This is a genomic window from Rhodococcus sp. NPDC003383, from assembly GCF_053589115.1.
Window position 1 is genome coordinate 40,172 of record NZ_JBSFRG010000026.1, and the last position, 17,787, is coordinate 57,958.

At 68.6% G+C, this 17,787-nt stretch carries 13 protein-coding genes and 1 pseudogene; 10 read left to right on the forward strand and 4 right to left on the reverse strand.

The window, feature by feature from the left end; all coding sequences use genetic code 11:
- The first annotated feature begins 42 nt into the window (after positions 1-42).
- From ACWDTS_RS20910 to ACWDTS_RS20925, 4 genes are read left to right on the forward strand one after another with little or no spacing between them, the layout of a single operon-like run.
- Positions 43-741 carry an HAD hydrolase-like protein gene (locus ACWDTS_RS20910; RefSeq protein WP_450108126.1) on the forward strand — a complete coding sequence of 233 codons (699 nt, stop codon included), beginning with the start codon at positions 43-45 and terminating at the stop codon, positions 739-741.
- On the forward strand, positions 731-1,198 hold the full coding sequence (locus ACWDTS_RS20915; protein WP_197250978.1) for a low molecular weight protein-tyrosine-phosphatase: 468 nt from the start codon (positions 731-733) through the stop codon (positions 1,196-1,198). Before ACWDTS_RS20910 ends, ACWDTS_RS20915 begins: the two co-directional genes overlap by 11 nt.
- Before the next feature lie 28 nt (positions 1,199-1,226).
- Positions 1,227-2,057, forward strand: a complete 831-nt coding sequence (locus ACWDTS_RS20920; RefSeq protein ID WP_197250977.1) for an SURF1 family cytochrome oxidase biogenesis protein — start codon at positions 1,227-1,229, stop codon at positions 2,055-2,057.
- Positions 2,058-2,098: 41 nt separating this feature from the next.
- A complete protein-coding gene (locus ACWDTS_RS20925; RefSeq protein WP_197251015.1) occupies positions 2,099-2,458 on the forward strand; it encodes a DUF5655 domain-containing protein in 360 nt (119 codons plus the stop codon).
- Between the two features lie 21 nt (positions 2,459-2,479).
- Here the strand turns inward: ACWDTS_RS20925 and ACWDTS_RS20930 are convergent, their stop codons facing one another.
- On the reverse strand, positions 2,480-3,973 hold the full coding sequence (locus tag ACWDTS_RS20930; protein WP_450118945.1) for a DHA2 family efflux MFS transporter permease subunit: 1,494 nt from the start codon (positions 3,971-3,973) through the stop codon (positions 2,480-2,482).
- A 203-nt stretch (positions 3,974-4,176) separates the two neighbouring features.
- Here ACWDTS_RS20930 and ACWDTS_RS20935 point away from each other — a divergent pair, with 203 nt between their 5' ends.
- The 3 genes and pseudogenes from ACWDTS_RS20935 to ACWDTS_RS20945 all read left to right on the forward strand — a co-directional run.
- Entirely contained in the window at positions 4,177-5,904 is a 1,728-nt protein-coding gene (locus ACWDTS_RS20935) for a SulP family inorganic anion transporter (protein ID WP_450118946.1), read from the forward strand.
- A 93-nt stretch (positions 5,905-5,997) separates the two neighbouring features.
- Positions 5,998-6,360 (forward strand): type II toxin-antitoxin system Phd/YefM family antitoxin, encoded by a 363-nt coding sequence (locus tag ACWDTS_RS20940; protein WP_450118947.1) that lies wholly within the window; start codon positions 5,998-6,000, stop codon positions 6,358-6,360.
- A gap of 9 nt (positions 6,361-6,369) precedes the next feature.
- Positions 6,370-6,843 (forward strand): annotated as a pseudogene (locus ACWDTS_RS20945) (pirin family protein); the annotation flags it as partial.
- A gap of 16 nt (positions 6,844-6,859) precedes the next feature.
- On the opposite strand, the gene ACWDTS_RS20950 reads toward ACWDTS_RS20945, so the two are convergent.
- From ACWDTS_RS20950 to ppsA, 3 genes are all read right to left on the reverse strand, one after another.
- A complete protein-coding gene (locus tag ACWDTS_RS20950) occupies positions 6,860-7,849 on the reverse strand; it encodes an Acg family FMN-binding oxidoreductase (RefSeq protein WP_450118948.1) in 990 nt (329 codons plus the stop codon).
- Between the two features lie 84 nt (positions 7,850-7,933).
- Positions 7,934-8,518 carry a hypothetical protein gene (locus ACWDTS_RS20955; protein ID WP_248675316.1) on the reverse strand — a complete coding sequence of 195 codons (585 nt, stop codon included), beginning with the start codon at positions 8,516-8,518 and terminating at the stop codon, positions 7,934-7,936.
- A gap of 4 nt (positions 8,519-8,522) precedes the next feature.
- Entirely contained in the window at positions 8,523-10,808 is a 2,286-nt protein-coding gene (gene ppsA, locus ACWDTS_RS20960) for a phosphoenolpyruvate synthase (RefSeq protein WP_450118949.1), read from the reverse strand.
- A 191-nt stretch (positions 10,809-10,999) separates the two neighbouring features.
- Between ppsA and otsB the strand changes: the two genes are divergently transcribed.
- The 3 genes from otsB to ACWDTS_RS20975 all read left to right on the forward strand — a co-directional run bounded on the left by otsB (position 11,000) and on the right by ACWDTS_RS20975 (position 17,718).
- A complete protein-coding gene (gene otsB, locus ACWDTS_RS20965) occupies positions 11,000-14,626 on the forward strand; it encodes a trehalose-phosphatase (RefSeq protein ID WP_450118950.1) in 3,627 nt (1,208 codons plus the stop codon).
- 124 nt (positions 14,627-14,750) lie between these two features.
- Positions 14,751-17,366: a helix-turn-helix transcriptional regulator gene (locus tag ACWDTS_RS20970; protein ID WP_368862569.1), complete on the forward strand. Its 2,616-nt coding sequence runs from the start codon at positions 14,751-14,753 to the stop codon at positions 17,364-17,366.
- A gap of 148 nt (positions 17,367-17,514) precedes the next feature.
- On the forward strand, positions 17,515-17,718 hold the full coding sequence (locus ACWDTS_RS20975) for a hypothetical protein (RefSeq protein ID WP_197250970.1): 204 nt from the start codon (positions 17,515-17,517) through the stop codon (positions 17,716-17,718).
- Positions 17,719-17,787: the final 69 nt, after the last annotated feature.

Genomic DNA, 17,787 nt, shown 5'->3' on the forward strand with positions numbered 1-17,787 from the left:
CCCTACGCGGCGCCCGCGGCGGGCAGCAGCGACAATGGGCCGGTGACTCTCCTCGTCGACACCCGCCCTCCGGTGCTGCCGTCGCCGGTGGTGCTGTTCGATCTCGACGGCACCCTCACCGATTCCGCGACCGGTGTGATCAACGGGTTCCGGCACGCGCTGGCGACCCTCGGCGTCGAGGTACCGACCGGCAATCTCGTGCGGCTGCTGGGTCCGCCGATGACCGATTCGCTGCGCGCGCTCGGTCTCGACGACGACCAGGTGGATCGGGGCACCGCCGCCTACCGCGAGTACTACGCGGCAACCGGCTGGGCGGAGAACGCCCTGTTCGACGGGGTCGAGACGATGCTGAACGCGGTGCGCGGCGCCGGGAGCCGGCTCGCGATCGCGACGTCGAAGAACGAGGTGTTCGCCGAGCGGATCCTGCGGCACTTCAGGGTGGCGGACGCGTTCGAGTTCATCGGCGGGGCCAGCCCCGACGGCAGCCGCCGCGCAAAGGACGACGTGGTCGCGCACAGTCTCGCCGCACTGGGCATCGAACCGGTCGAGGCCCACGCCGGCGGCACCGCCGGGGTCGTGATGGTCGGCGACCGCGAACACGACGTGCACGGCGCCGGCCGGTTCGGGATCCCGACGGTGTTCGTCGAGTACGGCTACGGCGCCGCCGACGAATCCGAACAAGCGCACACGGCCGTCGGCAGCGTCGCCGAACTGGGGAGGATCCTCACCGGTGAGTGCTGACGCTCTGCATGTGACGTTCGTGTGCACCGGCAACATCTGCCGGTCCCCGATGGCCGAGAAGATCTTCGCCCACCATCTGCAGAAGGAGGGGCTCGACGGACGGGTGCGGGTGAGCAGCGCCGGCACGCACGGCTGGCACATCGGCGCCGAGGCCGATCCGCGCACCAACGCGGTGCTGCAACGCCACGGCTACCCGACGGGTCACCAGGCTGCGCAGCTCGGCGCCGAGCATCTCGAAGCCGACCTCGTGGTGGCCCTGGCCACCGGGCACGACCGCGCACTCGCGCATCTGGGGGTGCCCACCGAGCGCCGTGCCCTGCTCCGCAGCTTCGATCCGGACGCCGACACCGATTCGGTACCGGACCCCTACTACGGCGGTCTGCCGGAGTTCGAGCTGGTGCGCGAGCAGATCGAGGCGGCGATTCCGGGGCTGCTCGCATGGGTGCGGGAACGGTGAGGCACAGCTCACGGGCTACCGTGGACACGTGCGACGTCTGAAGTTTCTGCTGCGCCCGAGCTGGTTCTTGCTGGCCGTGGTGGTCGTCGGCTTCGCCTACGCATGCTTCACGGTCCTCGCGCCGTGGCAGCTCGGCAAGAACACCAGCACGAGTGAACGCAACGACCGGATCGCCGAATCGCTCTCGCAGGATCCGGTTCCCGTCGGTGAGCTGGTCGGCGACGGGGAACCCGCGCAGGACGACGAGTGGCGACGGGTCACCGCGACCGGCAGCTACCTTCCGGACTCCGACGTGCTGGTCCGGTTGCGCAGCGTCGAGTCCCAGCCCGCGTACGAGGTGCTCACCCCGTTCACCCTGGACGACGGGCGCGCGGTGCTGGTCAACCGCGGCTACGTCCGTCCCGCACTCGGCACCGAGGTTCCGGCGATCGAGCCTGCCCCGACCGGGCAGGTGACCCTCGAGGCGCGCATCCGCATGTCGGAAGGCACCGTGCCCGGCAAGGAACCGTTCCGGGACGCCGGGTTCCTGCAGGTGTACTACATCGACACCCCGCAGGTCGCGGCCGCCACGGGCATCGACCTGGCCGGCGGCTACCTGCAGCTCGCCGAGGGGCAGCCCGGGGGTCTCGGCACCATCCCGCTGCCGCAGCTCGACGCCGGACCGTACCTGTCGTACGGCCTGCAGTGGCTGGCGTTCGGCATCATGGCGCCGCTGGGGCTCGGCTACGTCGTGTGGGCGGAGCTGCGCGAACGACGCAAGGAGAAGGCGCAGACCGCCGAGGTACCGGACCCGGAGACCCCGCCGGCGCCGCGCACCACAGAAGAGAAACTTGCCGACCGCTACGGCCGGTCGCGGTGAGCGCACCGCACGACAACCGCGAAACGCCCGAGGAGCATCCGATGTACGCGTCCGTCGACGACTATCTGGCCGACAAGGACCCCGCCGGCGTCGAGGGGTTCCTCCGGTTCCGGGACATGGTGCTGGCACTCGGCGCCGATGTCGACGAGCGCGTGCGCCGGTCGGATGTCGCATGGGCCCGCGACCGGGTGTTCGCGGCGGCGTTCGTGTACTCGACGCGACTCGAGGTCGCGATCGATCTGCAGCGCCGCATCCATCACCCACAGCTGCGGGAGGCGTTCCCGACGACGGACACGGTGACCACCCACCGGCTGAGCATCACCTCGCCGGACCAACTCGACGACCACGTCGCGACGCTGCTGGCCGAGGCGTACAAGACCGCCGGCACCGACGGCGACTGACAGGACCGACCGCGCGCCCGGTTATTCGGCGACCGTGCTGCTCGGCGAGACCGGGTGCGCCTCGGTCACCGGGGTGCGTTCCGGCCGTCCGATGAAGAACGACACGGCCAGCGCGAGGAGCGAGACGATCCCGCCGTACAGGAACGCGGTGTGGATACCGGCCTGGGCGGCGTCGATCTCGGTGGCCCCCTCGGCGAGGCGGTTGGTCGCCGTGTAGGTCATGACCGTGACGAACAGTGCCGTGCCGGCGGCGCCGGCCAGCTGCTGGATCGTGCTGAAGATCGCGCTTCCGTGCGAGTACAGCTCGTCCGGAAGCGACCCCAGCGACGAGGTCATCAGCGGTGTCATGACCGACGCGAGTCCACCCATCAGCAGCGAGTGGATCAGCACGACCATCGGCAGTGGTGACTCGGTGTCGAGCATCGCCATCAGCCACAGCGCCGCGGCGACGACGGCTGCGCCCGAGATGACGAGCACGCGCGGGCCGGTGCGGTCGTAGATCCGGCCGACGAACGGCGACAGGACGCCCATGACGAGGCCACCGGGCAGCAACAGCAGACCCGTGGTGAGGATGTCGATGCCGCGGACGTTCTGCAGGTAGAGCGGCAGCAGGATCAGGGCGCCGAACAGCGCCATCATGCTGATCACGAGCATGCCGAGACCGAGGCTGAACGCCGGCGTCGAGAACGGGCGCAGGTCGAGCAGCGCGCGGCCGTCGGACTGCCGGGAGATCTGCCGCAGCACGAACACGGCCAGCGCGACCACGCCGACGGCGAGCGGCACCCACGCCGGGACCTGCGAGTCCTCCGCGGAGTGGCCGATGCTGCTCAGCCCGTAGACGATGCCGCCGAACGCGAGCGCCGACAACACGACCGAGATCACGTCGAGCGGGGCCTTGCCGGTGGTGGTGACATTCTTGACCAGGACCGATCCGACGGTGAACGCGACGAGCGAGATCGGCAGGACGATCCAGAACATCCAGCGCCAGTCGAACGCGTCGAGAACGATGCCGGAAATGGTGGGGCCGATCGCGGGTGCGACCGCGATGACGATGGAGATGATGCCCATCATCCGTCCGCGCCGGGCGGCCGGCACGACACGCAGCACGGTGGTCATCAGCAGCGGCAGCATGATGGCCGTGCCCACCGCCTGGGTGATCCGGCCCGCCAGCAGCAGCCCGAACCCGGGCGCGGACGCCGCGAACAGCGTGCCCAGACTGAACACACCCATCGAGGCCATGAACATCGGCCGCAGCGGGAAGCGCTGGAACAGATAGCCGGTGGTCGGGATGACGACGGCCATCGTCAGCAGGAACCCGGTGGTGAGCCACTGGGCGGTGCTCGCGGAGATGTCGAGGTCCACCATGAGCCGCGGCAGGGCGACGCTCATGATCGTCTCGTTGAGGATCATCACGAACGTCGCGACGACCAGCACACCGATCAGCAGTCCGCTTCCGGGTGCCATCCTTTCCTCGGCGTCGGCGTCCAGGTGCTCTTGCGCCTGTGATGTCTGCATGTCGAGGAACTTTCTGGATGGTTGGTCGACCGCCACTGTCGCCGCCGATTCGGAAGGTGCCAGTCTCCTGCCGTTCGGAGACGGCCGTCAAATCGTTTTCGAATCCGACGGGCGCGCAGCGTCTTCGTGGGTGGTCGAGCAGTTCGAAGGCGGTACGGGCGATTCGGCATGAGTTGTCGCCCAGCCGACCGCACAATGTAGCGATGACGCACCGGCGTACGGCGACGTCCCTGTTCGGTGTGATGCCCGGACTCGAGGCCGTTGCAACCTACCGCAGGAACTGGCTCGCGAAGGACATCGTCGCCGGCATCGTGCTGTCGACTCTGCTCGTCCCGCAGGGCATGGCGTACGCCGAACTGGCCGGGCTGCCCCCGATCACCGGCCTCTACACGAGCATCCTGTGCCTGCTCGGGTACGCGGTGTTCGGCCCGTCCCGCATTCTCGTGCTCGGCCCGGATTCGTCGCTGGGCCCGATGATCGCGGCGACCATCCTGCCGCTCGTCGCGGCCGGAGGCGACCCGGCGCGGGCGGTCGCGCTCGCGTCGATGCTCGCGATCATGGTGGGTGTCGTCATGATCCTCGCGTCGATCGCCAAGCTCGGTTTCATCGCCGACCTGATCTCGAAGCCCACCATGATCGGCTACATGAACGGCCTGGCCCTGACCATTCTGGTCGGCCAGTTGCCGAAGCTGTTCGGGTTCTCGGTGGACTCGGAGAACTTCTTCGGGGACGTCACCGGATTCGTGCGGGGTGTGGCGAACGGGGAGACCAACGGAGCGGCGGTCGCGGTGGGGATCGGCGGGATCGCCCTGATCCTCGCGATGCAGCGGTGGGTTCCGAAGATCCCGGCGGTGCTGGTGATGGTGGTGTTGGCGATCGCGGCGGCCTCGGCATTCGGGCTGGCCGACCGCGGCGTGTCGCTCGTCGGGGAACTGCCGCAGGGTTTCCCGCCGCTGACGATTCCGCACCTGGAAGTGGACGACCTGGCGTTGCTGTTCGCCGGTGCGGTGGGGATCGCGCTGGTGTCGCTGACCGACACGATCTCCACCGCGTCGTCGTTCGCGGCGCGCACCGGACAGGAGATCCGCGGCAACCAGGAGATGATCGGGATCGGTGCCGCGAACGTGGCCGCCGGGCTGTTCCAGGGCTTCCCGGTGAGTACGAGCGGTTCCCGGACCGCGGTCGCCGAACGTTCGGGGTCGAAGACGCAGCTCACCGGCGTCACCGGTGCGGTGCTGATCCTCGTGATGATCGTGTTGCTGCCCGGCCTGTTCCGCAATCTCCCCCAGCCGGCGTTGGCCGCGATCGTCATCACCGCCTCGTTGTCGCTCGCCGACATTCCCGGGACCGTCCGGTTGTGGCATCAGCGCCGGACCGAGTTCACCTTGTCGATCGTCGCGTTCCTGGGTGTCGCGATTCTGGGCGTGCTGCCGGGCATCGCGGTCGCGGTGCTGCTGTCGGTCTTCAACATCTTCCGGCGGGCATGGTGGCCGTATCAGACGGTCCTAGGCCGCGTGCCCGGCCTCGAGGGATTCCACGACGTCACCGTGCATCCCGGCGCGCGGCACCTCTCCGGCCTCGAGATCTACCGGTTCGACGCGCCCCTGTTCTTCGCCAACGTCAAGACGTTCCGCGACAACGTGCGCCGCCTGGCCCGCAGCGACCCGAAACCGCGGTGGATCCTCATCGCCGCCGAACCGATCACGGACGTCGACACCACCGCGGCGGACGTGCTGTTCGAACTCGATCGCGAACTCGACGCCCAGGGCACGTCACTGGTGTTCGCCGAGCTCAAGCACCCGGTCCGGATGAAGATCGACCGCTACGGCCTGGCCGAGGCCATCGAACCGGCGCACTTCTTCGGCACGGTCGAGGAGGCTGTCGCCGCCTACATCGAGCGCACCGGGGTCAACTGGACCACCGAGTCCTGATCTTGTTCGGATGCCGTCCGATTGTCGTGTCCCGGCCCGAAACGGACCCGTCGATGCGAGGATGCGAATTCGGACACGAAGCGAAGGGAGTCGATGCCGGTGCCGGCTACCACGGTGAAATCCGCACGCAAGAATCTGAAGAGCCTGGTCCGCGAGGTCAACGGCGACACGGTCGCGGTCGAGATCGTAGGTGACCAGGGCAATGCGGTGCTGATCTCGCTGGCCCGGTACACCGCGTTGCGGGAGGCGACGTTCCTGCTGCGCTCCCCCGAACTCATGGACAGCCTGCGCCGGGAGGCCGCCCGGTCGCTGTCCCCGCCCGCGCCGGGTGACGACCCCGCGGACAGCGAACCCGCGGCGTCCGCGGAAGCGGCGGTGTCGACACCACCGCCCGAGCCGAAATCCCGCACCCGGAAGAAGAACAAGAGGAAGAAGAAGCGGGCGCACCGTCGCTGACGGGACTCGCGGATGAGCGCGGGCCGCGGCATCCTGCACTCCGAACGCAACGACCACAGCCGCGCGGACGGATCGTCGGTCACCGAACCCGTCCACGTGATCCAGATGTGGATTCCGCCGGACGAACCCGGCATCGAGCCGAGCTACCAGGAACTGCCCATCGATGCCGAACTCGACGCGGGCGCACTCGTCGTCGTCGCGTCCGGCCTGCCCCGCCACCGCAACGACGCCGCCGTCGGATTGCACAACAGGTACGCCGGTCTGCACGCCACCCGATTGCAGCCGGGACAGACGGTGACGATCCCCGACGCACCGTTCGGCCACCTGTGCGTCGCACGCGGCACCGTCGACGTCGAAGGCTCGGGACCACTCGAGCACGGAGATGCGCTGCGGCTGACCGGATCCGGCGGCCAGCGAGTCACTGCGGTCACCGTCGCCGAGATCCTGATCTGGGAGATGCACGCGAGCTTCGATCGCCGGTAGCCCACCCGTGCCGCCGCTATCGCGAGTCCGCTTCCGGGTGTTCCCGGAACAGAACCTCGGAGAGCGGTCGGCGCGGCGTCGGGGTCTCCGGACCGGGTGGCGTGCGGACGCCGGCCCTGATCAGCACCTGGGGGACGCCGTCCCCGGTCAGCCCCCGGAGGAACGCCCGCGAATCCTCGGACTCGGTCAGGTGGGTGACCGTGCAGGTCGCCAGTCCGCGGTCGGTGCAGGCGAGGAGCACAGCCGACAGGGCCTCGCCGCACCGCAGCCAGTCGAGCCGTCGGTCCGTGGCAGTGGAGAGCAGCAGGATCGCCGCGTGGTCCTGTTCGCCGGAGGTCTCGCTCGTCGCGCGACCGGGCGGGAACTCCCGCTCGACCGCCACCGCGCTCCCGGCGGCCGGCAGGGTGTCGGCGGGAACGCCCTCGGGGAACATCGCGTGCCCGGTCCACCAGTTCAGTTCCGACAGGTAGGCGGGGTCGGCGCGCTTCTCCCCGCTGATTCGGCGGGACACGTCGTCGAGGGCGGCTCTTTCGTCCTCGCCGATCCCGTCGAGGTGCGCACCGGCGTCCTCGGCGAGTTCCTGCAGGAGCGTGACGGTGGAGGGCCACTCCGGCGGTGCGGCCATCGGCAACCGCTCGGTGCGTCGACGGGCGATCGCCGCCGCCAAGCGGGCCCCGGTGTCGGAAGGTTCGGTGTCGGACGATTCGTCCAGCCGACGGAACCGCAATGTCGCGAGGCACTGCCGGTCCGGCGAGCGCGGCATCCGCTCGATCGCCGAGGACCACCGCTGCGCGGCGAGCGCGGTCCGCAGGTGGTCCAACGCAGTCCCACACGAGAGCACCATCTGACGACCGGACGGGTCCGTGGCCGGCAGGATGCGGTCGTTGTCGCTGTAGAGCGTCAGCGCGTGCGCGCCGAGAACCCACCGCCAGGGCTGGCTGTTGTGCAGCGACGGCGCGCGGCAGGCCAGCGCGACCGCGGACTCGAGGGTGCGACGGTCCGGCATCGACTCCGCCGGTGTCCCCTCTGCTGGTGTCCCCATTGCGTTCTCGGGTTCTCTCGTCGGCTCCGTGAAGTGCAGTCACTCACGTCAATACGCGTCGGCTGCGATGGTGCGCAACGTCGCGCGCATGATGTGCCCGACGAACGGCCGGATGATCCACCAGTAGCGCATCATCTTCTTCCGCGAATCCGGATCGGTGGTCTGCGTCCGGCATTCGTAGCAGACGACGCTGCGCCCCGGCCCGTTCGCTCGAACCGAGAAGTGACATCCGATCTTCCCCCAGCCGGGCTCGTCGAACCCGCGGAAACGGTCGAGCGGAACATCACGCCATTCGATGTCGGGCTTCCAGAACTTGCCGACCGCACCGAAGGCGATCTCTCGATCGGGTACCTCCCCGAGTACCAGCCAGCCCGGCAGACCACTCGACGCCGGATCGGCGAACAGTCGCAGTGCGGGCAGTTCCGGAGACGGTTTGCCGGACAGGCGTGCCGGCAGGCCACGCACGAAGAACGCCGCGGTCAGCAAAGGTGTTCGCACGGTGAGGAAGTCGAGATCGTGCGCAGCGCGGAAGACGGCGGGAACCTCCGCATCCACCACCAGTTGTTCGGTGAGGGCGACGTCGTACACCGGCAGGTGAGTATCGAGCAGATCCGCCGGGGCGGTGCCGGTCACGACGTCACGCTCCGGCTCCGCGGGCGCGGTCGAGCAGGATCCGCTGTTCGGCCTGCGCCACCGTCCGCCTGGTCTGCGGCGCCGCGTCGGGCGTCACCGACACCGAGGTGATGCCGCGCCGGACCAGGTGCTCGGCGAGTGCGGTGCTCGTCGACACGGCCTGGCCGCACAGCGAGGTGGTCAGCCCCGCCGCCGAAGCCCGCTCGATGATGTGGTCGATCGCGTCGAGGACGGCCGGATCCATGGTGTCGAACAGGTCGCGGCACACCTCCGAGTCGCGATCCACGCCGAGCATCAGCTGGGTCAGGTCGTTGGTGCCGATCGACACCCCGTCGATGCCGAGCTTCGCGTATTCGGGCAGCCAGTACACCACCGACGGCACCTCGGCCATGATCCAGCGCAGCATCCGGCGATCCGAGCCGAGCGGATGCGCGTCGAGCTGCGCCAGGCACTCCTTCAGCTCCCACCGGGTGCGCACGAACGGAATCATCAGGTGCACGTTGGGATGCTGTTCCCGAACCCGGTGCAGCACATCGAGATCCAATGAGAACAGCTCCGGATCGCGGACGTAGCGGAAGCAGCCGCGATAGCCGATCATCGGGTTTTCCTCGTCCGGCTCGATCTCGCCGCCCTCGAGATCCGCGAATTCGTTGCTGCGCAAGTCGATCGCCCGGTACACGACCGGCCGCGGCGCGAACGCCGCCGCGATCCGAGCGACCCCCTCGGACATCTTCGCCACGTACTCGTCGCGCCGCCCCTGCCCGATCAAGCGCGCCGGATGCTCCCCCGCGAGGGCCTCGGTGATCATGAACTCGGCCCGCAGCAATCCGACCCCGTCGACGTCGGTGGCAGCGACCGCCTCCGCGGCATCCGGCGTCGCGAGATTGACGTACACCGAGGTCGCGGTGACGGTCGGCGCGGCACCCATGGCCGTCGGGACCGCCGGCGCCGCCGCGGCCGGACGGGTCTCGGGTTGGACCTTCCCGTCGAACACTGCGCCCGCATCGCCGTCGACGGTGATCAGCTGCCCGTCGCGCAGGTCCGTGGTCGCGGTGCGGGCCCCGACCACCACCGGTTTGCCGAGTTCCCGCCCGACGATCGCGGCATGGCAGGTGATGCCGCCACCGTCGGTGACGATGCCGCCCGCGCGGCGCAGGATGGGCAGCCAGTCCGGCCGGGTCATGGGTGCGACGATGATCTCGCCGTCGGTCAGGCGTTTGCCGTCGACCAGTTCGTGGAGCACCCGCACCCGCCCGGTGGCCACGCCGGGGCCGGCACCGAGGCCGGTCAACAACGGTGTCGCGTCACCGTTTCCGGACGGCCCACCGGACGAGGACGTGTCGAGCGTGGTGATCGGGCGAGTCTGCACGATCCACAATTCGTTGTCCGCGAACGCGAACTCGAGATCCTGCGGGGAACCGTAGTGCTGCTCAACACCGGCGGCGAGACGCGCGACCCGCTCGAGTTGGTCCTCGTCGAGCACGCGGGTGCCGCGGGCCGGATCGACCGCGACCCGGCTGTCGCCGGTGTCGGTCGAGGCGATCCGGAACTCCTGATGCCCGAGGTGGACGTCGAGCACCTCGAAGCTGTCCTTGGCGACGACGTAGGTGTCCGGCTCGACCTGCCCGCCGACGACGACCTCGCCGAGGCCGAGCGCCGCCTCGATCACGATGCGATCGCGTTCGCCGGTGCGGGGGTCGGCGGTGAATGCCACCCCGGACGACTCGGATTTGACCATCACCTGCACGACGACGGCGATGGACGGCTCGTCGGCCACCCCGCGCAGCCCGCGGTAGGTGCGAGCCCGCTCGGACCACAACGACGCCCAGCACGCCTGCACGGCGCGCACCAGCGCGTCGGCGCCGATGATATTGGTGTAGGACTCGTGGATGCCGGCGAACGACGTGTCCGCCGCGTCCTCGGCAGGCGCCGACGATCGCACGGCCACCGGCATGTTGGTTCCGAGGGCCTCGTACGCCGAGACGATGTCCGCGCGCATCTCGTCCGGGATCGTCGACTCGGTCACCAGCGCGGCGAGTTCGGCGGAGGTGCGGATGAGCGTGGCGTCGTCGATGTCGGGGGGCGGGACCGCCTCGGCCGCCAGCCTTTCGCGCACACCGGCCGCCTGCATCGCGTCGAGGTAGGCGTCGGTGGTGACGGCGAACGCGGCGGGAACCGGAAATCCCGCCCGTGTGAGCTCGCCCAGGTTGGCGGATTTTCCGCCGACGGTGGGCGCGTCGTCCGCGCTCACCGATTCGATCGGTCGTACCCAGACCTTGTGTTCACCCATCGGTGGCTCCCTGTGTTCCCCGGCGAACGGCGCACCCCCTGTGCACGGTAAACCGATTTCGTGCACCGCAGGGCCCGGATCGGAGATCTGCTGCTCAGACGGCCGGTGTTGCGCGAAGTATCCACTCTTCGGCCTTCTCCGGTGCCATGATCAGAACACCAGGGGTAGAGCTCGTTCGTCCGGGAGGCGCTGTGCAGGCGGAACACGAGACCGGTCCCCTGCCGCTGATCGACCTGCGCCACCACGGCGCCGTCGTCGTCGACGTGGGCGTGTTGAAAGACGGCCGGTCCGTCGACTCGACGGTTGCGCTGCTGCACCGGTTGCGCGATCTCGGCGTCGACGTCGCGGTGTTCTCCCCCACCGGGGACGCCCGGTCGGTGCTCGACACAGCAGGCGTCGACACAGCGGCCGGCGACACAGCAGGAGACGACGATTCGCTTCCGATCGTGGCCACCGACACCACCCCCTCGGAGGTCGCCGCCCGGCTCCGGTCACCGCTCACGGCCACCGTCGTGATCACCGCCGACGAGGACGTCGCGGCTGCGGCGCAGCGAGCCGGGTTCGCCCTGGTGATCCGGGATCCGGGCGAGATCGACATCCGGGCGGGCGACCACCGGCTCTCGGAGATACCCGACGCACTGACCTCCCGGCACGAACTGGCGACGCTGCTGCGGGTGCGCACACCGGTGCTGTTCCTCGACTTCGACGGCACGCTGGCGAACCTCGAGCCGGACCCCGCAGCGACGGTGCTCACCGACGGCACCGCCGAGGTTCTCCGCCGGCTCGCGGACGCATGCCCCGTCGTCGTGGTCAGCGGGCGTGACCTGCCGGACCTGCAGGCGCGGGTCGGGATACCGGGTATCTGGTATGTGGGCAGCCACGGATTCGACGTCGCCGGACCGACGGGTGGACAGTACGAGCATTCGGAGGCTCCGGCCGCCGGATCGGCCCTCGACCGGGTGTCCGGGCTGCTCGAAGAGCGCCTGCGCACCGTGCCGGGCGTGGTGATCGAACGGAAACGATTCTCGGTCGCCGTGCACCATCGCGCCGTGCCTGCCGACCGCGTCGACGAGGTCGCGGCCGTCGTGCACGAGGTCGCTGGTGCCGAGGATTCTCTCCGGATCATCGGCGGCCGGAAGGTGCTCGAGGTTCTTCCCATCGCGGACTGGGGCAAGGGTGAGGCTCTGCGATGGGTGCTCGGGCGTGTCACCGGCGCGGAAGGGCTGCTGCCGCTGTACATCGGCGACGATCCCTCGGACGAGGACGCGTTCGACGCGTTGTCTCCCGAGGGGATCGGGATCGTGGTCCGCAGCGAGGAGCCCGGTGATCGCCGGTCGGCCGCGCGGTTCGCCGTGAACGATCCGGCGCAGGTTCGCGAATTGCTCCAGCGCCTGGCCGATCTGGTCGACCGCGACCCCGCGAGCCCGTCCCGCGCGGGTGGATGGATGCTGTACTACGACGACTACGATCCGCCGAGCGAAAAGCTGCGCGAGGCACTGTGCACGGTGGGCAACGGATTCTTCGCCACCCGTGGGTGCTCACCGGAATCCGTGGCCGGACGGTGGCACTACCCCGGCACCTACATCGCGGGTCTGTACAACCGGCTGCACGACGACCGCGCGGGTACGGTGATCACGAACGAAAGCCTGGTGAACGCCCCGAACTGGCTGCCGATGACCTTCCGCATCGACGGCGGGCACTGGTTCGACATCGACTCCGTCGAACTGATGGACTACCGCCAGTACCTGAATCTGCGCCGCGCCGTTCTCACCCGTCGGGTGCGGTACCGCGACCCGCAGGGCCGGACGACGACCGTGATCCAGCGCCGGTTCGTCGCGATGCACCTGCCCCACGTGGGGGCGCTGCAGACCACGATCGTGGCCCACGACTGGAGCGGCAGCGTGGAGTTCCGCACGGCGATCGACGGCGCGGTCCGCAACACGCTCGTCGAGCGGTATCGCGATCTGGCCAGTGACCACCTCGAACCCGTCGAGGCGCGGGAGGCGGCACACGACTCGGTGGTTCTGACGGTGCAGACGAACCAGTCGCGCATCCCGGTCTCGGTGGCGGCCCGGACCACCGTCTGGTCCGACGGGAACCGCAACGCCTGCAACTACCGATTCTTCGACGAGGACGGCAGTGTCGGCCACCATCTCACCGTCGATGTGGAGGCAGGTTCCTCGATCACTGCGGAGAAGACGGTGACCGTGTTCACCGGCCGTGACCATGCGATCTCCGGCCCCGCCGAGGCGGCGACCCGGCTGCTCGAGGGGCTCGGGCGATTCGACGAGATCCTGGACGGCCACGTCCTGGCGTGGGAACACCTGTGGGACCGGGTCGGCATCGACCTCGCCGGTCACGAGGAAGCGTCCCGGATCGTGCGCTTCCACCTGCTGCACCTGCTGCAGACCGTCTCGCGCAACACCGCCGACCTCGACGTGGGGGTACCGGCGCGCGGACTCCACGGAGAGGCCTACCGCGGCCACATCTTCTGGGACGAGGTGTTCGTCTTCCCGGTGCTGAACCTGCGCGAGCCGGCCCTGACCCGGTCGCTGCTGCAGTACCGATACCGTCGCCTCCCCGAAGCGCGCCGCGCCGCGACCGCCGCCGGGTACCGGGGCGCGATGTTCCCGTGGCAGTCCGGCAGCGACGGCCGCGAGGAGAGCCAGCAACTGCACCTGAACCCGGATTCCGGAAGATGGCTGCCCGACCCGAGTTGGCGCCAGTACCACATCGGCATCGCCATCGCCTACAACGTGTGGCAGTACTACCAGGTCACCGGGGACGTGGAGTTCCTCGGCGATTTCGGGGCGGAGATGCTGGTGGAGATCGCGCGGTTCTTCGCCAGTCTGGCGTCGTACGACCGGGCCAAGTCCCGCTACGTGATCCGCGGGGCGATGGGACCGGACGAGTTCCATTCCGGCTACCCCGACGCGCCGTACTCGGGCGTCGACAACAACGCGTACACCAACGTCATGGCCGTCTGGGTGATCCGGCGGGCCATCGAGGCCCTCGCCGCCATCCCCCAGCACAACCGCGCCGAGCTCGTCGACCGTCTCCACCTGGATGCCCAGGAGATGACGCTGTGGTCGGATCTCGGGCACCGCATGTTCGTGCCGTTCCACGACGAGGTCATCAGCCAGTTCGAAGGCTACGGCGAGCTGGCCGAACTCGACTGGGACCGATACCGCGCGAAGTACCCGGACATCCACCGCCTCGACCGGATCCTCGAAGCGGAAGGCGACGACGTCAACCGCTACCAGGCGTCGAAACAGGCCGACGTCGTGATGCTGTTCTATCTCCTCTCCGCCGACGAACTGCGGGAACTGTTCGAACAACTCGGGTACGTCCTCGAATCCGAAACCATCCACCGGACGATCGACTACTACCTCGCCCGGACCTCCCACGGTTCGACGCTGAGCGCCGTGGTGCATTCGTGGGTGCTCGCCCGTAGCCACCGCGAGCGGGCGATGGAGTACTTCGAGCAGGTCCTCGCCTCCGACATCACCGACATCCAGGGCGGGACGACGTCGGAAGGCATCCACCTCGCGGCCATGGCCGGCAGCATCGACCTGCTGCAGAGGTGCTTCACCGGACTCGAAGTCCGCGGCGACCGTCTCGTCCTCGGTCCGCAATGGCCGGATACCCTGGGCGCCCTCGAGTTTCCGATCTACTACCGCGGCCGCAAGCTGTGGTTGACGGTCAGCGGACGCACGGTCGAAGTCGCTGCCGAGCCCGGGAATCAGGAATCGATCGAGATCATGTGCCGCGATACGGTCGTCACCCTGCAGCCCGGGTGCACCGTCACCCTGAGCTGAGCCGCGGACCCTCCACCCCGTCGGGACCTCATCCGCACCTGCCGACCACGCCACCGTCTCGCCACCCTGGATCATCGAGGAGGTTTCCGGACGTGAAAGCCAGAGGTCGGGATAGGCTTCTCGGGTGCGTGCGTCGTGGCCGTTGATCGGCCGCTCGGAGCAGATGCGAACCATCGAGGCCGTCATCGAGGCGTCGGATGTTTCCGGGATCGTCGTCCACGGTGGGGCCGGTGTGGGCAAGAGTCGGCTCGCCCGCGAAGCCTTGTCGGCTGCTGAGTCGAAGGGTTGCATCAGCCGTCTGGTGGTCGGCACGTCTTCGGGGCGGGCAATTCCGCTGGGCGCAGTCACGGCGTGGGCGCAGTCGGGCGTCACCGACACCGTTCAGTTGCTCCGGGGGGTCATCGAAGCGCTGACCGCCACATCGTTCGGCGCCACGGTGGTAGTGGCCGTCGACGATGTGCAACTTCTCGACGATCTGTCGACATTCGTGATACATCAGATCGTGCACCGCGGTGCAGCGAAAGTATTGCTCACCGTTCTCGACGGTGAACCGATTCCTGCCGCGGCACAGGACATATGGAAGGTCGGCCGGTTCGACCACCTCGACCTGCAGCCGCTGACACTCGACGAGACCGGCACGCTGCTGTCGGCTGCCCTCGACGGATCGGTGGATCCGGATGCGGTCCGACGGCTGTGGAACCTTACTCGTGGCAACGTTCTGTATCTACGTAACATCGTCGAGCAGGAGGTCGCCGACCACCGAATTGTGCAGCAACACGGATGCTGGCGGTGGATCGGCGAACCGACCATGCCGTCGGGCCTGATCCAGCTGATCGAAACCCGGATCGGCACCCTTCCCGCGAAGGTTGGCGACGTGATCGACGCGCTGGCTGTCGGGGAGCCGATCGAACTGGCGGCCCTGAACCGGATCGCCGACCCAGCGGCGGTCGAGGAGGCCGACACCCGCGGTCTCATCACACTCGAACCCGTCGGTGGTGGTATGGCGGTACGGGTGGCGCACCCGCTTTACGCCGAGGTACGGCGCAGGCGCACGGCACCCACTCGGCTTCGACGGCTACGCGGACTGGTCGCCGCAGAACTCGCCGAATCCGATGACCGGGACGACATGCGAGTGGTTGTGCGCCGCGGCACATTGAGCCTCGACTCCGACGTCGCATCGGACGCCGAACTGCTCGTCAGGGCCGCCCGGGGCGCTGTCTGGTTGGGAGACCTGCCCCTCGCCGATCGACTCGCGGAGGCAGCGATTCGTGCCGGGGCCGGACCGGAACCCGCCTTCGTCCGGGCGCATGCACTTTCCTGGTCGGGTCGCGGCGAGGAAGCCGATTCCGTACTCACCGCAATTCACACCGGCCGGTTGACGGACAGCGAGAAGGCCAGATTCGCATTCCTGCGGGCGAGCAACCTTCTGTGGACGCTCGGCGACCCGGCGCGCGCGAAGCAAGTCATCGACGATGCGTCGTGCACGACACCACCGCAGGCCCGCCACTTCATCGACGCGTTCCTCACGGTGTACCGGTTTGCGATGGACCAGCCGGACAGGGCAATGCAAGCTGCGGAGAGGCTGGCGCCGGACGACCTGCCTCCGGTCGTCGGCGCCGAGGTTGCCTGGGTGCTTGCTTCCATATATGCCGACGCCGGGCGCACCGGCGACGCCGTGGCGGTCGCAGAGGACGGCTACGACGTTGCGGCTCGCTCTTTCGACGCTCCGCATATGCGATTCAACATCGCCGACGCACACGTCAGCGCCTTGCTGCTATCCGGCCGAGTGAGCGAAGCCGTCGAGGTGGCCGAGCGGGTACGCAGACAAGCGGCCGATCTTCCGGGGGCGGCTCATCTACTCGGCGCTGCGATCGCGGCGAGGGCAGCCCTCGGGGCGGGTCACCTCGACACCGCATGTTCGACGCTGGACCCGACAGCCGTATCGTTGTCCGCCTCGGGCCATGCCATCGGCTGGGGGTACCGCTATCGGGTCCCGCTCGCAACTGCACTCGCGATGCGCGGTTCGTCGAGCGAGGCGCTCACCGCGCTCGACAAACTACGACGTTCCTTTCGGACTCTGGACTACGAGCGCAGCCTTGCCCGGGCGTGGGCAACCGCATGCCAGGGCGCCGTCAGCGAGGCGATCACCGTCTTGTTGTCGGCGGCCGAAACTGCGGCAGCCAAAGGACAATTCGGGGCCGAAGTGATCTGTCTGCAGACGGCCGTCCAGTTCGGGGACCACACCGGGGCACCCCGATTGCACAGACTGGAGTCGATCGTCGAGGGTCCACGTGTCGGTCTGGCAGCCCGGTTCGCGTCCGCCCTCCGGCGCGGCGACGGTGCTGAATTGGAGTCGGTGTCAACGGACTTCGAGCACATGGGCGATATGGTTGCCGCTGTCGATGCGGCCGCCCATGCCGCCCTCGCGTACCGCATCCAAGAACGACGTGGATCGGCCTTGGGATGCTCGGCGCGCGCAGATGCCCTCGCCGAACAATGTGGCGGCGCCGATACCCCGGCCCTCCGTCTGGCCACCACGTCGTTGCCGCTGACCGATCGCGAACGAGAGATCGTGATGCTGATCGGTGAGGGATTGTCGAATCGAGCAATCGCCGGTCGACTGACCCTCTCCGTACGCACTGTCGAGAGCCACATCTACCGGGCCATGACGAAGACCGGAACCACCAGCCGCGACGAACTCGCCGCCCTGTTGCCGCGCCGAAGGGCGCGAACCAAGTGAACACCGCCCCCTGAGGGTGGAGAGTACGGCGCCGCCGGTCGAGTAGTGCCCCGCCCGGACCACGTGAAATTGCAGTGGCTCGCTACTGCGCTCTGTCCAGCGCTCGGGAGTGACGATCGATCACAGCGTGGGAGACAGGAGGCGCACAATGTCTGAATTCGTGGCCGCATCCGCCGATCCGTCGGCTCTGGCGTTCCCACATACGAATCCGATCGGCAGGATGATCGGCGCTCTGCGCGCAATCTTCGTGAGTTCGTCCACGGATGCACGGCCCGCACGGCGTCACTATCCACCGCTGCTGACCGACGCAGAAGAGCACTCCGCCATGGCACGCGAGATGTATCGGCTGTGACCGCAGCATGTATCCGCCACAGCCAGTGCTGTGAGCGGACCGTCGGGGACGACGGTCGAGGTGCTGCGG

Bases quoted from the DNA above. Each gene is read 5' to 3' on its own strand.
- ACWDTS_RS20925 (WP_197251015.1), top strand. From the start codon at position 2,099: ATGTACGCGTCCGTCGACGACTATCTGGCCGACAAGGACCCCGCCGGC.
- ACWDTS_RS20930 (WP_450118945.1), bottom strand. From the start codon at position 3,973: ATGCAGACATCACAGGCGCAAGAGCACCTGGACGCCGACGCCGAGGAA.
- ACWDTS_RS20935 (WP_450118946.1), top strand. From the start codon at position 4,177: ATGACGCACCGGCGTACGGCGACGTCCCTGTTCGGTGTGATGCCCGGA.
- ACWDTS_RS20940 (WP_450118947.1), top strand. From the start codon at position 5,998: ATGCCGGTGCCGGCTACCACGGTGAAATCCGCACGCAAGAATCTGAAG.
- ACWDTS_RS20950 (WP_450118948.1), bottom strand. From the start codon at position 7,849: ATGCCGGACCGTCGCACCCTCGAGTCCGCGGTCGCGCTGGCCTGCCGC.
- ppsA (WP_450118949.1), bottom strand. From the start codon at position 10,808: ATGGGTGAACACAAGGTCTGGGTACGACCGATCGAATCGGTGAGCGCG.
- ACWDTS_RS20975 (WP_197250970.1), top strand. From the start codon at position 17,515: ATGTCTGAATTCGTGGCCGCATCCGCCGATCCGTCGGCTCTGGCGTTC.